The sequence below is a fragment of the Bradyrhizobium guangzhouense genome, assembly GCF_004114955.1.
Lineage (GTDB): Bacteria > Pseudomonadota > Alphaproteobacteria > Rhizobiales > Xanthobacteraceae > Bradyrhizobium > Bradyrhizobium guangzhouense.
Genome location: NZ_CP030053.1, coordinates 4,411,781 through 4,425,724, shown reverse-complemented (window position 1 = coordinate 4,425,724; position 13,944 = coordinate 4,411,781). Strand labels below are relative to the sequence as shown.

11 protein-coding genes are annotated in these 13,944 nt (G+C 64.8%); 5 read left to right on the top strand and 6 right to left on the bottom strand.

Annotated features, from left to right (window positions below):
- Positions 1 to 103: 103 nt before the first annotated feature.
- The 4 genes from XH91_RS21380 to XH91_RS21365 all read right to left on the bottom strand — a co-directional run bounded on the left by XH91_RS21380 (position 104) and on the right by XH91_RS21365 (position 3,920).
- Positions 104 to 766, bottom strand: coding sequence for a flavin reductase family protein (locus tag XH91_RS21380; RefSeq protein WP_128952403.1), 663 nt, complete (start codon positions 764 to 766; stop codon positions 104 to 106).
- Positions 767 to 876: 110 nt separating this feature from the next.
- Positions 877 to 1,356 carry an MgtC/SapB family protein gene (locus XH91_RS21375; protein WP_128952402.1) on the bottom strand — a complete coding sequence of 160 codons (480 nt, stop codon included), beginning with the start codon at positions 1,354 to 1,356 and terminating at the stop codon, positions 877 to 879.
- Between the two features lie 10 nt (positions 1,357 to 1,366).
- On the bottom strand, positions 1,367 to 1,954 hold the full coding sequence (locus XH91_RS21370; protein ID WP_128952401.1) for a peroxidase-related enzyme: 588 nt from the start codon (positions 1,952 to 1,954) through the stop codon (positions 1,367 to 1,369).
- 226 nt (positions 1,955 to 2,180) lie between these two features.
- Positions 2,181 to 3,920: an ATP-binding protein gene (locus XH91_RS21365; RefSeq protein ID WP_128952400.1), complete on the bottom strand. Its 1,740-nt coding sequence runs from the start codon at positions 3,918 to 3,920 to the stop codon at positions 2,181 to 2,183.
- 432 nt (positions 3,921 to 4,352) lie between these two features.
- On the opposite strand from XH91_RS21365, the gene XH91_RS21360 reads away from it, so the two are divergent.
- The gene (locus XH91_RS21360) at positions 4,353 to 5,321 is read left to right on the top strand and encodes a catechol 2,3-dioxygenase (RefSeq protein ID WP_128952399.1); all 969 of its coding nucleotides are present in this window, start codon (positions 4,353 to 4,355) and stop codon (positions 5,319 to 5,321) included.
- Position 5,322: 1 nt separating this feature from the next.
- Here XH91_RS21360 and XH91_RS21355 read toward each other — a convergent pair whose 3' ends face one another.
- Together XH91_RS21355 and XH91_RS21350 are read right to left on the bottom strand one after the other, a co-directional pair.
- Entirely contained in the window at positions 5,323 to 8,835 is a 3,513-nt protein-coding gene (locus XH91_RS21355; RefSeq protein WP_128952398.1) for a molybdopterin cofactor-binding domain-containing protein, read from the bottom strand.
- Positions 8,835 to 9,317, bottom strand: coding sequence for a (2Fe-2S)-binding protein (locus tag XH91_RS21350; protein WP_128952397.1), 483 nt, complete (start codon positions 9,315 to 9,317; stop codon positions 8,835 to 8,837). Before XH91_RS21350 ends, XH91_RS21355 begins: the two co-directional genes overlap by 1 nt.
- Positions 9,318 to 9,562: 245 nt before the next feature.
- On the opposite strand from XH91_RS21350, the gene XH91_RS21345 reads away from it, so the two are divergent.
- The 4 genes from XH91_RS21345 to XH91_RS21330 all read left to right on the top strand — a co-directional run bounded on the left by XH91_RS21345 (position 9,563) and on the right by XH91_RS21330 (position 13,808).
- Positions 9,563 to 11,020, top strand: a complete 1,458-nt coding sequence (locus tag XH91_RS21345; RefSeq protein ID WP_164934052.1) for a 6-hydroxynicotinate reductase — start codon at positions 9,563 to 9,565, stop codon at positions 11,018 to 11,020.
- Positions 11,017 to 11,916: a UPF0280 family protein gene (locus XH91_RS21340; protein WP_128952395.1), complete on the top strand. Its 900-nt coding sequence runs from the start codon at positions 11,017 to 11,019 to the stop codon at positions 11,914 to 11,916. Before XH91_RS21345 ends, XH91_RS21340 begins: the two co-directional genes overlap by 4 nt.
- 26 nt (positions 11,917 to 11,942) lie before the next feature.
- Positions 11,943 to 12,527: an amino acid synthesis family protein gene (locus XH91_RS21335; RefSeq protein WP_057758342.1), complete on the top strand. Its 585-nt coding sequence runs from the start codon at positions 11,943 to 11,945 to the stop codon at positions 12,525 to 12,527.
- A 78-nt stretch (positions 12,528 to 12,605) separates the two neighbouring features.
- Positions 12,606 to 13,808: an ABC transporter substrate-binding protein gene (locus XH91_RS21330; RefSeq protein WP_128952394.1), complete on the top strand. Its 1,203-nt coding sequence runs from the start codon at positions 12,606 to 12,608 to the stop codon at positions 13,806 to 13,808.
- The last annotated feature ends 136 nt before the right edge of the window (positions 13,809 to 13,944 follow it).

The window sequence follows — 13,944 nt, the reverse complement described above, 5'->3', positions numbered from 1 at the left end:
CATGGAGGCCAGCACCGAGGCGCGGAACATCATGTTGCAGAAGGCGCGTCAGCCGGAGGGCGCGCGAGCTCGCGGAACAAGGAGCCCAGCGGCCAACGCTCGGCTAGGACTGCCGCTGGCTCCAATAGTCGTCGAGCGTGGGCGTTTCCATGTCGAAACGGTCGCGAATGGTGCAGCAGGTGCTGCCGCCGAGCCTGGCGATGGCATCGAGCTTCGCCGGGTCGATGTGCAGGCGCTCGGCATCCACGACGTCCTGATGATAATGCGCGAATAGAATCTCGCCCATGATGATCTGGCGCGACTTGCCGAGTTCGAGCGTGATGTGGCGGCGGCATTCGAAGGCAGCCGGCGCCTCCTTGATCCAGGGTGACGCCACGGTCCTGCCCGGCATCGCGGTCAGGCCCGCGGCCTCGAGTTCATCATGATCAGGCGCGAACGGCACGGCGCAGACGTGCATCGCTTCGGCAATGGCGTGCGAGACGATGTTGACGGTGAAGACCTCGGTCAGGCGGATGTTGAGGCCGGTATCCTTGAACCGCATGTCCGGGTGGTTCTCGACGCCGAGCGCGAGAATCGGCGGATCGGCCGACAGGCAGTTGAAGAAGCTGAATGGCGCGGCGTTGATCTTCCCTTGCGGATCGACCGTCGTCACCAGCGCGATCGGCCGCGGCACCACGGTGCCGATCAGCGGCTTGTATTTGTCGCGCGCCGACAATGCGCGGAAGTCGAACGTCACATCGCCGGGGGCGTGAGCACTGTTGTCCATCATGTCTCTCGGGTTCGAACGGTCGTCGCTGGCTGACGTCAGCGAAATCTTTTGCGGCGATTATCAGTGCTTCAGACCAATATGCGAGCGGAAGATTTGAGCAAGGTCTGCTACGCTTGCCTGTTGTCCTCGTGCGGCTCGTCCTTGCCGCCGAGCATGCGGTGCAAGTGGCGCTCGATGCGGCGGCCGATCGTGAGCAGCACGAAGGTCAGCGCCAGCGCGATCGCGACGATCTTCCATTGCCCCGCGCCGCAGACCACGCCGAGACAGGCGGCAAGGAAGGTGCAGGCGGCGCTGGTCAGCCCGCGGACGCGAAACCGCTCGCTTTCATGGACGATGACGCCGGCACCGAGGAAGCCGATGCCGGTGAGGATGCCCTGGATGACCCGGCTGGTGGCATCGACGACCTTGCCGGGCTCGGAGAGTTGCAGCGCCAGCACCACCACGGTCGCGGTGGAGAGGCCGACGATGCCGAGCGTCTTCAGCCCGAGCGGCTTGCCCTGCAAATCGCGGTTGAGCCCAATCGCGGCGCCGGCAAGCGTTGCAACGCCGAGGCGCAGCAGGATTTCGCTCCAGTCGAGCTCGGTCATTCCGTTTCGGTCATTTCTTTTCGGTTTTGGGCAGGCGTCCCATCAGGTAGAACTCCTCATTCGGCCGCATGCCGGTGAAATTCGCCAGCCGGTTCGACAGGCCGAAGAAGGCGGAGATCGCGGCGATGTCCCAGATGTCGTCGTCGCTGAAGCCGTGCGCGGCGAGGCTTGCGAAATCCTCCTCCGAGCTCCGTTGCGCATCGGTCGAGATCTTCATCGCGAAATCGAGCATCGCCTTCTGCCGCGGCGTGATATCGGCCTTGCGATAATTGGTCGCGATCTGGTCGGCGATCACAGGGTTCTTGGCGCGGATGCGCAGGATCGCGCCATGGGCGATCACGCAATATTGGCACTGGTTGGCGGCCGAGGTCGCCACCACGATCATCTCGCGCTCAGCCTTGGAGAGGCCGCCGTCCTTCTCCATCAGCGCGTCGTGATAGGCGAAGAAGGCGCGGAACTCGTCGGGGCGGTAGGCCAGCGTCAGGAAGACGTTGGGCACGAAGCCGCTCTTCTCCTGCACGGCGAGCAGGCGCGTACGGATGTCGTCAGGCAGGCTGTCGATGGCGGGTACGGGAAAGCGTTGCGCGGGCTTTGTCATGGGCATGGATTCCGGCTCGGGGGCGGCAAACCATAGTCCATGCGGGCGGGCGCCTCAACGTGCAGCTATATGCGCGGCGCGCTTGCCACATACTCGCTGTCATCGCCCGATTTAATTGGGCGATCCAGTATTCCAGAGGCGGTGGTGATTCAATCGAGAGGCCGCGGCGTACTGGATGCCCCGCCTTCGCGGGGCATGACATGTGCTAGAGGCGTAAGCGCGCCCCTTACCGCAGCGGCTTCTTCAGCAGTGAGAAGCGGTCGGGGTCGAGGCCCATCGAGGGCTGCAGCATCGGCGTTTCGGCCGGCGCGAGCGTCTTGGCGGGCGGCGCGGCGAACACCGGGTCGTTCGGCACGTCGCGCTGCGAGGTCGCACCGCGCCAGCGCTCGAGCACGGCGCCGACGAAATGCATGTCGTGACCGGCGGAGATCGACGGCACGCTGGAAATGGTGGCCTCGCCGCGCGGCAATTGATGCGGCGGCACCTCCTTGAAGCGCAGCCGCGTCGGCAGGGCGACGCCTTCGCCGAACGCCAGCACCTCGCGGGTACCGAGCGAGGGCACGAAGGACAACAGGTTCGCGGCCGCATCCGAGACGGCGGCGCGCAGCAGCGCCTGGTCGCGGTCGTTGGCAAGACGCATCGTGAACAGCGTGTTGCACTGGGAGATGATCGTGGCGTCGAGCTCTGCGGGGCGCTGCGTGATCAGCCCGAGATAGACGCCGTATTTGCGGCCTTCCTTGGCGATGCGCGAGACCGCCTTGCGGGTCGGCCCGAAGCCGATATTGCGGTCGGCGGAGGCATAGCGGTGCGCTTCCTCGCAGACGAACAGCATCGGCGAAACGCCGTCGCTCCACAGGCCGAAATCGAACGCCATGCGGCACAGCACCGACACGACGGAATCGATGACCTCGGCCGGGAAGCCGGCGAGCTGCATCACCGTCATCGGCTTGCCGTTGGCGGGCAGGCGGAACAGATGGCTGATGACTTCGGCCATGGTGTCGCCGCCGACATTGGCGTTGTCGAACATGAAGGCGTAGCGCGGATCGTTGCGGACCGCCTCGATGCGCGAGATCAGCTTGTGATAGATGATGCGCGAGGAGCGATTTTCCAGCTTGCCCATGCGCTCGTCGATCAGCGAGATCAGGTCGACCAGACGGTACGGCACCGGCGTGTCGACGGTGAAACCGATCTGCTTGGGATCGATGCGCTTCAGGCCAAGGCGATCGGTGTTCTGATATTGCGTGTAGATGCCCTTGGCGATCGGAATCACTTCCGCGAGGACGTCGAGTTCTTCGGGCACGCCCGCGCGGCCGCCGAACAGCACGTCGACGATTTCCTCGAAATTGAACAGCCAGAACGGCAGCTTCAGGTTTCGCGGATTGAGCACCAGCGCGCGGTCGCCGAAGCAGCGGCCATATTCATTGTGCACGTCGAGCAGGAAGATGCGCAGGTTCGGGCGCGCCTTCAGGATCTCGTTGAGCAGCAGCGACACGCCGGTCGATTTACCGACGCCGGTCGATCCCAGCACCGCAAAATGCTTGGACAGCATCTCCTCGATGTCGACATAGGCGATGACCGAGCGGTCCTGCTGGAGGAAGCCGACATTGATCTGGTCCGATCCGGTCGGCGCGTAGATCGTGCGCAGCTCCTGGCTCGTGATCAGGTCGACCGCATCGCCGATGGTCGGATAATTGGTGACGCCGCGCTGGAATTTGGCCTTGTCGGCGGCGTTGAGGATTTCGCCGAGCAGGTCGACCGAGGCGATCGCGATGTACTCGCCGGTGCTTGCGAGGTTCTCGCAGGACACTTCGGTGATCATGGCGACGATGACCGAACTGGCGCAGCGGATGCTGACGAAGCGGCCGACGGTCGCCCGTACCTCCGAGATCGACATCTGGCTTTGTGCCAGAAGCCCGACCCGGGCGAGCGATCCACGTACCGAAATCACGCGTCCAAAAGATGTCACGATGGATGAACCTGAAAAATCAGACTGTTTCTGCGACTATGCGGGTCGTGGCTGCACAAACGGTTAAACGGCAGGCGCGGCGGCTTTGTTAAATCCACTACAATTCGGCCGCTCGGTTTGTTCCGAATGCATACTGGTGGGCGGAATCTGCCCGAAAATGCTGGTTTATGGGCCCGAGGGCCCCAATTCGAGTTAAGGAAGACTTTACCATTCGAGCAGTCCATCCGCCCTCCGGCGAGACGGCTGTTCAAGGCGCCGAGCAGCAACGGTTGCAGGCGGCCCGCGTTGATTTGTTGACGGGACCTAATCATTTGTACATTAGTACAAATGAGCCCGCAGGCCGACGGCCGCCCCGGCGCCCCATGCACATTGTGTCCCGCGCCCGATTGCGCGATTCCTCAAAAGGGATCGCAGCCAAGTTTTGGAGGAACCATGCAGAGCGAACCGATCCTCGATCTCGCCCATCTCGGCCATATGGAGCTGTTGACGCCCAAGCCCGACGAGAGCCTGAAATTCTTCGTCGATGTCATGGGTATGACCGTCAGCGGACGGAAGGGCGAGTCGGTGTACTTGCGCGGCTGGGACGATTACGAGCGCTATTCGCTCAAGCTCACGGCCTCGAAGACCTCAGGCATGGAGCATATGGCGCTGCGGGCGCGCAGCCAGCAGGCGCTGGAACGCCGCGTCGCCGCGCTGAAGGGCTCGGGCTTCGATATCGGCTGGATCGACGGCGACATGGGGCAGGGGCCGACCTTCCGCTGCCGCGATCCTGACGGCCACATCGTCGAGCTCTATTACGAGACCGAGTGGTATCAGGCGCCGCCGGAGCTGAAGCCGGCGCTGAAGAACCAGGCGCAGCGTTTTCCCGCACGCGGCGTCAATGTTCGCCGGCTCGACCATCTCAATTGCCTCGCCGTCGACATCAAGGCCAATCGCGAGTTCTTCGAAAACTATCTCGGTTGCCGGCTGACCGAGCAGATCGTGCTCAACGACGGCCGTGAAGCTGCGATGTGGCTGACCATGTCGAACAAGAGCTACGATTTCGCCTATTCGCTCGACCATTCCGGTACGCCCGGTCGTTTCCACCACGTCACCTACGCGCTCGACAGCCGCGAGGAGATTCTTCGCGCGGCCGACATCTTCCTGGAGAACGGCGTGCATATCGAGACCGGACCGCACAAGCACGCGATCCAGCAGACCTTCTTCCTCTATGTCTACGAGCCCGGCGGCAACCGCGTCGAGGTCGCCAATGCCGGCGCCCGCCTGATCCTCGCGCCGGACTGGAAACCGATCGTGTGGACCGAGGAGGAGCGCAAGAAGGGCCAGGCCTGGGGGTTGAAGACGATCGAGTCCTTCCACACCCACGGCACGCCGCCGGTGGAGATGAAGCAGCACGCTTGATTCAGTGTGCGGTTGACGATCGCACCCGTGCGATCGTCTCGCGCACGCCGGTCCAGGCCGGCTCATCCGGCGCGAACTGGTCGCGCAGGAAGCCGACGAGCTCCTCGACCTGGGCGTCGCTCATGCTATTCCCAAACGCAGGCATGTAGCCGAGGTCGCTCGACACGGGTTCGGTGATGCCGTGCAGGATCACCTGCACGAGATTGTCCGCCGTCGCGCTGTGCAGATTGCTGTTGAGCGCGAGCGAGGGCCGGCTGCCGAACAGCGGCAGGCCGCCGACCTCGTGGCAGACCGCGCAGGCACCCTGATAGAGCCGCGCGCCGGTGGATGAGGCGACGGTGACCTGTGTCGCGCTCTCGAGCTTTGCGGCGAGTGCGGGAGCATCGGCCGCGACGTCGTTGAAGGAATTGAGATAGACCGCCATCGCGCGGATGTCCTGGTCGGGCAGGGCCTTGAGATCCCGAACGATCGGCGCCATCGGGCCGGCCGCGACGCCGTGATAGCGCGAGTGGCCGGTGCGCAAATAGGTGAACAGCTCGTCCTCGTTCCACGGGATCGGCGCGTGCGAGAGCGAGGTCAGCGGCGGCGCCTCCCAACCCTCGGCATAGCCGCCGGCGAGATAGGCCTGGCGCTGCTCGGCGCCGAGCGCATTGCGCGGCGAGTGGCACGCGCTGCAATGGCCGAGACTCTCGACCAGATAAGCGCCGCGATTCCATTGTTCGGATTTTGCCGGATCGGGCTTGAACTCCCGGGTGTCGTGGAACAGCGCATTCCAGCCCGCAAGCAGCGGGCGGATGTTGAACGGGAAAGCGAGCGCGTTCGCAGGTGCTGTTGCGCGCACCGCAGGCTGCGCCATCAGATAGGCGTAGAGCGCCTGGAGGTCGGCTTCGCCGGTCCTGGAAAAGTGCGTGTAGGGGAAAGCGGGGTAGAGCTGCCGCCCGTCGCGGTGCAGCCCCTCGCGCATCGCGCGCTCGAAGGCGGGATAGGACCACGCGCCGATGCCGGTCTCGACATCGGGCGTGATGTTGGTCGAGTAGATCGTGCCGAACGGCGTCTCCAGCGCGCGGCCGCCGGCGTTGAGCGCGCCATTGAGGTTGGTGTGGCACTCCGCGCAATTGCCGAGCGCCGCAAGCTGCTCGCCGCGCGCGATCGTCGCAGCCGAATAGACCGATGCATCGGGCCGCGCGATCGGCGCGATCGCGCGCCCGGGCAGGAGCGTGGCACACAGGCCGATCGCGGCGGTGCAGACGGCCGCGATCGTCGCGAAAATGCCGGCGCGTCTGGCGAACGGATTCTCCCAGATGCGGGACGATTTCGGCGCCGCGGGCGCCGGCAGGGCTCGTGGCACCGGCGACGTTTCTCCGTGCAAGCCCCTCAGGATGCGTTCGGGCGTAAACGGGGGCTCACGAAAGCGCACGCCTGTTGCATCGAAGATTGCATTCGCGATCGCCGCTGCGCTCGGCACGGAGGCTGACTCGCCGACGCCGAGCGGCTGGTCCTGGCGCGGCAGCATCAGGACGTCGATCTTGGGCACATCGGGGAAGGGGATGATGGGATACGCGCCCCATTCCCGCGCCGCCACTGCGCCGCGCTCGAACGAGACCTCCTCCATCAGCGCGCGACTGGTGGATTGGATGACGTTGCCGTGGATCTGGTGACGCACGCCATCGGGATTGATCATCAGGCCCGAGTCCTGCCCGGCCACGACGCGCGTGACGCTGACATCTCCGGTGGTTTTGTTCACGGCGACGTCGGCGATCCAGGCCGACCACGCCGCGCCATAGCCGGGGAATTTGCTGTGGACGTAGAGCGCGTAGGCGAAGCCGCGGCCGTGGACGATCTCGCCGTCCTTGTCCTCACGCACCGGACGCGGCGTCCAGCCGGCGCGCTCGGCCACCGCGTTGACGAGATCGACGGCGCGCCGGTCTTTGAGATAGCGCAGGCGATATTCGATCGGATCGACGCCGGCTTCGGTCGCGGCTTCGTCGATGTAGGATTCGTGCGCAAAGGTGTTCGGCAGCGCCGAGACGCCACGAAACCAGGACGCGCGCACGATCGGGGCCATGTCGTGGGCGACGACGCGCATATGGTCGTAGTCGTAAGGCGGGATCGCGGTGCGGTCGCCCATCTGGAGCACCGCGGGCTCGGGCGAGATGCGCCCGGTGAGTAGCAGCGCCAGCGTCGGCGCGGCGTTCGAGGGATAGCGCGTGGCGAGGTCGTAACCGGCGATGCCGCCATTCGCGTCCAAGCCACCGTTGACGTCGATCAGCTGCGCGGTGCCCTTGGGTTCCCAGGCATGCTCCTGCTCGCGCGTCAGCTGCACCCGCACGGGCCGGCCGACCGCGCGCGACAGCAATAGCGCGTCCGCGCTGACGTCATCGGCGCAATTGCGGCCGTAGCAGCCGGCGGCTTCCAACCTGATGACCTCGACCTCGCTCTCGGGACGTTCGACCAGCAACGCGAGATCGGCTCGCAGCAGGTGCGGATTCTGTGTGCCCGACCAGACGCGAACATTGCCGTCCTGGAAATCCGCGACCGCGCAGGACGGGCCGATGGAGGCGTGCATCTGGTACGGCCACAGATACGTGCGCTGCATCGGCTTGGCCGCGCCCGATATCGCCGCAACGACATCGCCCTTGTCGATCAGCGTCCGCGGCGCGGACGGTTGAGCGCGCAGTGCGGTCTCGACATCGGCGAGATCGGTGAGTTCAGGCGTCGGCTTCCAGCTCAGCTTGAGCTGCTCGGCCGCGCGAATCGCATTCTCCTCGCGTTCGGCGACGACGCCGACGAAATCGCCGATGCGGACGACGGCCATGAGGCCTGGGACGTCACGCACGGAGGATTCGTCCACCGCGATCAGGCTGGTGCCGACGAACGGGCCGGCATCGACGCCGGAATAGGGCGGGCGCACCACGCGGCCGTGCAGCATGCCGGGCAAGCGGATGTCGTGCACGAAGGTCAGCTCGCCCGTGGCTTTTGCAGGAAGATCGACGCGCGGCATCGACTGGCCGACGATGGCGTAGTCGTTGACAGCCTTGACCACCACATCATCGGCCAGTTCGAGACGGACGGTTTCACCGCCGATCAGCTCGCCATAGCTGACGCTGCGATTATGGCCGCGCACGAGACCGTCTTCGATCTTCAGTTCGGCTTCCGGCAGCTCCAGCCGCTCGGCCGCGCGCGCGATCAAAAACTGTCGCGCTTGCGCTGCGGCGTTGCGCAGGGGGACGGCGGTGATCTGGATGGTTTCGCTCGCGATCGTCGCGCCCTGGTTCGGCACAACGGCGGTGTCGCCGAGCACCACGACGACGCGGGCAAAGGAGACGTCGAGTTCTTCGGCGACGATCTGGCCGAGCGCGGTCCGGATTCCCGTGCCGAGATCGACATGGCCGTTATAGGCCGTGACCGAACCGTCCGCGGTGATGCGAATGAAGGTCTCCGATGTGACCTCGTCCACCGTGCGGACGACGATGAGCGAACCTCGCTCAGCTGCATGCGAAACAGGAGAGGCCATCAATCACCGGCCTCGGCGAGCTGGCTGGAGGCGCGCATCACGGCGCGCAGGATTTCGACATGCGTGCCGCAGCGGCAGAGATTGTAGCGCAGCGCGGCGAGCGCTTCCTGCTCTGTTGGCTGGGGATTTAATGCGAGCAGCGCCTTGGTGGTCATGATCATGCCGTTGAGGCAGTAGCCGCATTGCGCGGCCTGCTCGTCGATGAAGGCCTGCTGCACGACGTCAGGCTTGTCGCGCGTGCCGAGGCCTTCGAGCGTCACGATGTCGCGGCTGGCGCAACCGCTGACGGGAATCACGCAGGAGCGCGCAGCCATGCCGTCGATCAGGACAGTGCAGGTACCGCATTCACCCAGGCCGCAACCGTATTTCGGCCCGTTGAGTCCGAGATCATTGCGCAGCACGTAAAGCAGCGGCGTCTGGCCTTCCGCCGTGACATCGTGGATCCTGCCGTTCACGGTGAGGCGGATCGGTGGCTGCATCATCCTCGTTCCCAAACCCTGCGGTCGCGTAATTTCGACGTCGCGACGATACCGTTTGTACACAAACGTGCAAGCCGTCATGCCGCACTGCAGCGTGGCTGCCCGCTTTGTGGACAAGGCAGGGAGGCAAATGAGGTTTTATTCGGCAGGCGCGGCTTTTCGCGCGCGGCGCCGCTTGACAGCCCCGGGGGACCGCGCGCAACATCGTTCGTATACGAATGATAACCGCACTGTCCGCTGGCTTTGACATGGTGATGGAAATAACGAGCGCCGCCACCGACAAGATCCGCTGCGATGCCTGTCCGGTGATGTGTTACATCAAGCCCGGGGCGGCGGGCGCCTGCGACCGCTATGCCAATGACGATGGCAAGCTCGTTCGCGTCGATCCGCACATCATTCTCGAGCGCACGGTGTCGCACGGTGGCAAGCTGGTTCCGTTCAGCCGCAGCGAAGATTGGGACGGCAAGCTCGTCCACGAGCCCTCGACCTTCGTCACCGCAATCGGCGCGGGCACGACCTATCCCGACTACAAGCCGGCGCCTTTCATCGTCTCGTCCGAGGTCGACGGCGTCGACATGGTGACTGTCGTCACCGAAGGCATTTTCTCCTACTGCGGCGTCAAGGTGAAAATCGACACCGACCGCTATCTCGGGCCCGAGACCGCGACCGTGCGTGCGCAGGGCGAAGCGGTCGGCCACGTCACGACCAGCGAATACGGTTCGCAGATGCTGTCGCTCGGCGGCGTGCATCATCTCACCGGCGGCTCCAAGAAAGAGGGGCGGGTCACCTGCGACACGCTGATGGACCTCGCCAATTGCAAGGCGGTGGAGCTGACGATCGACGGCGGCGCCAGCGTGGTGGTGCAGGCCGGCCAGCCGCCGATCGTCAACGGCGTGAAAGAAGAGCGCATGCGCGTCGGCTGCGGCTCTGCGACGATCGGCATGTTCGCCAAGCAATGGCACGGCAAGGTCGATGAGGTCGTCGTGGTCGACGACCACATCACGGGCGTGCTCTCAGAGCATCAGGCCGGCAAGCTGCTCGACATCGCCGACACCGGCATCAAGATGAAGGGCCGGCGCTCGACGCCCGGCCGCTATTTCCAGGTCGCCGATCCCGGCACCGGGTGGGGCGGCACGAATATCTCCGATCCATTGGCGATCCTCGGTCCGTTCGATCCCAAGGAGGCCAAGCCCGGTCTCTCGATGCTGATGGTATCCACGACAGGCGAGCATTCGTCCTACTACGTGCTCGACGAGGCCTTGAAGCCGGTCGAGACCGAGATGCCCGCCGACCTGAAATTTTCAGTCGAGCGCATCCAGGAAAATTGCGAGCCGGCGCTGTGCACGGTGCTGTTCATGGCCGGTGCCGGCGGGTCCTTGCGCGCCGGCGTCACCGACAATCCGGTGCGGCTGACGCGCTCGGTGAAGGATGCGCTGACGCGCGTCACCAGCGGCGGCGCGGCGGTCTATGTCTGGCCGGGCGGCGGCATCACCTACATGGTCGATGTGACGCAGATGCCGGCAGGTGCGTTCGGCTATGTGCCGACGCCGGCGCTGGTTGCGCCGATCGAATTCACGATGAAACTGTCCGACTATGCCGCGCTCGGCGGGCACATGGACTATGTCAAACCGCTCTCCGAGGTGAGGGGTGGTGACGACGTCCGTCAGTTGCCCTGGCAGAGCCCGATCCCGGGACGGCGGGCATGAGAAGGCTCCCGCAAATCGCATTGCTGTCTGATGGCCGGCGGCTGCATTTGCAGGATGGACCGATCGATCTGATCGTCGAGGCGGGGGGGCACGAGCACGAGGTGCGTGCGGCCTATGAGGCCGCGGCGCGGCGGTTTACCGGACTCCTCGATGAGCTCTGTGCGGAGCTGCCGGAATTACGGAGGGCGGCGCTGCCGGCGGCGTGCTCGCTAACCGGTACGGTGGCCCGGCGCATGTACGCTGCCGTTACGCCCTACGCCTGGAATCGCTTCATCACGCCGATGGCCGCGGTGGCGGGCAGTGTGGCGGAGGAAATTCTCGGCGCCATGCTTCATGTCGCGAGGCTCGATCGGGCCTATGTCAACAATGGCGGCGATATCGCGCTGCACCTTGGCGCGGGCGAGCATTTTTCCGTTGGCCTGATGGATCGGCCTGATCGCGATGGCGTGATGCGCGCCATGAGGGTCGATGCCGACGACCCCGTGCGCGGCATTGCGACCAGCGGCCGCCACGGCCGCAGCTTTTCGCTCGGCATTGCGGACGCTGTAACGGTGCTGGCGGCGACGGCCTCGCAGGCTGATGCAGCGGCGACCGTGATCGCCAACGCCGTCGATCTGCAGGGCCATCCCGCCATCGTCCGAAAGCCGGCCGACGAGCTTCAGCCCGACAGCGATCTCGGCGCGCGCCTTGTTGTCAGCGAGGTCGGTGAATTGTCGCAAGGAGAGATCGCCGCCGCGCTCGAATCTGGCGCGGAATGTGCACGGCAAATATTCGATCGCGGATTGATCGAGGGTGCCGTGCTCAGGCTTTGTGGTGATATGCTTGTCATCGGAACCAAGGATATAGAAGAGCAACGACCGCGCCCGCTGGTGCTGGAGAACGCGATCAGTGCCTGAACGGGGAAGAGTCTAAGGAAGCAATCATGAGCGCGATCATCCGCAAGATCGTCACCGTCGTCGAAGAGACGCAGATGGAGATGGGCCGCCAGGTCTCCCCGCCGACCCGGCGCGCTGCTGCGATCGCCGTGATCGAAAATCCCTTTGCCGGAAGATACGTCGAGGACCTCTCGCCGCTGATCGCGATCGGCGAGGAGCTTGGTGACCTGCTGGCCAAGCGCGCCGTGGCGGCGCTCGGCATCGACGGCGCAAAGGCACACAGCTACGGCAAGGCCGCGGCCGTCGGCGAGAACGGCGAGCTGGAACATGCCGCAGCGATCCTTCACCCCAAGATGGGTGCGCCGGTGCGCAAGGTGCTGGGCAAGGGCGCGGCGCTGATCCCGTCGTCCAAGAAGCGCAGCGGGCCCGGCACCACGCTGGACATTCCGCTTGGGCACAAGGACGCGGCCTTCGTGCGCAGCCATTTCGACGGCATGGAGGTGCAGATCAACGATGCACCGCGCGCCAACGAGATCATGGTCGCGGTCGCCGTCACCGACAGCGGCCGCCCGCTGCCGCGCGTCGGAGGGCTGACGGTCGCCGAGATCAAGGGCGAAGACGGCTTGAAATAAGGGACAGTCCGGAGGGGCGGGCACAGCTTCTCCGGCAGGATCGTGGTCGAGAGATAAAGTTCAAAACTGGAGGTTGGGATGCGAGCAAGAAACATTTTCGTCGGCGCGGCCTTTGCGCTTCTGGCTGCCGGCATGGGCCATTCGGCCCTGGCTGAGGACATCAAGATCGGCGAGATCAACAGCTATTCGCTGCTGCCGTCCTTCACCGAGCCTTATCGCAAAGGCTGGCAGCTCGCGGTCGAAGAGATCAACGCGGCAGGCGGCATCAACGGCAAGAAGCTCGTCGTCATTTCCAAGGACGACGGCGGCAAGCCGGCGGATGCGCAGACTGCGGCCAACGAGCTCGTCTCCAGCGAAGGCGTTGCAATGCTGACGGGCACGTTCCTGTCCAACATTGGCCTCGCGGTCTCTGACTTCGCCAACCAGAAGAAGGTGTTCTTCCTCGCCGCCGAGCCGCTGACGGACGCCGTGACCTGGTCGAAAGGCAACAAATACACATTCCGCCTGCGCCCCTCCAACTACATGCAGGCCGCGATGCTGGTGGAAGCGGCAAGCAAGCTCCCCGCAAAACGCTGGGCGACGATCGCGCCGAACTACGAATACGGCCAGTCGGCGGTCGCGGTGTTCAAGAAGCTGATGTCGGAGAAGCGCCCCGACATCCAGTGGGTCGACGAGCAGTGGCCGCCGCAGGGCAAGATCGATGCTGGTCCTGTGGTGCAGGCGGTGGCGCAGGCCAATCCCGAAGCGATCCTCAACGTCACCTTCGGTCCTGACCTCGTCAAGCTCGTGCGTGAGGGCAACACCCGCGGCTTGTTCAAGGGCCGCGAAGTCGTGTCGTTCCTGACCGGCGAGCCCGAATATCTCGATCCGCTGAAGGACGAGACGCCCGAGGGCTGGATCGTTACCGGCTATCCCTGGTACTCGATCAAGACGCCCGAGCATGATGCGTTCCTGAAGGCCTATCAGGCCAAGTACAACGACTATCCGCGCCTCGGCTCGATCGTCGGCTACCAGACCATCAAGGCGGCTGCGGCGATCCTCGCCAAGGCCGGCTCGACGGATACGGACAAGTTGATCGCGGCGGCCGAGGGCATTTCGATGCCATCTCCGTTCGGCGAGATCACGTTCCGCAAGATCGACCACCAGTCGACCCTCGGCGCCTTCGTCGGCAAGACCGCGCAGAAGGACGGCAAGGGCGTGATGGTGGATGCGTCTTACAAGAAGGGTTCGGACTATCTGCCGAGCGACGCCGAAGTCGAGAAGCTGCGGCCGAAGGACTAGCCACCGCTGCCGTAGGGTGGGTTAGCCGAAGGCGTAACCCACCACGGTCTGCGCCCGCAGAACCAGAAGAGGTGGGTTACGCCGAGCAGATGCGCTCTGCGCATATGCAGGGCTAACCCACCCTACGAAGCTCTCT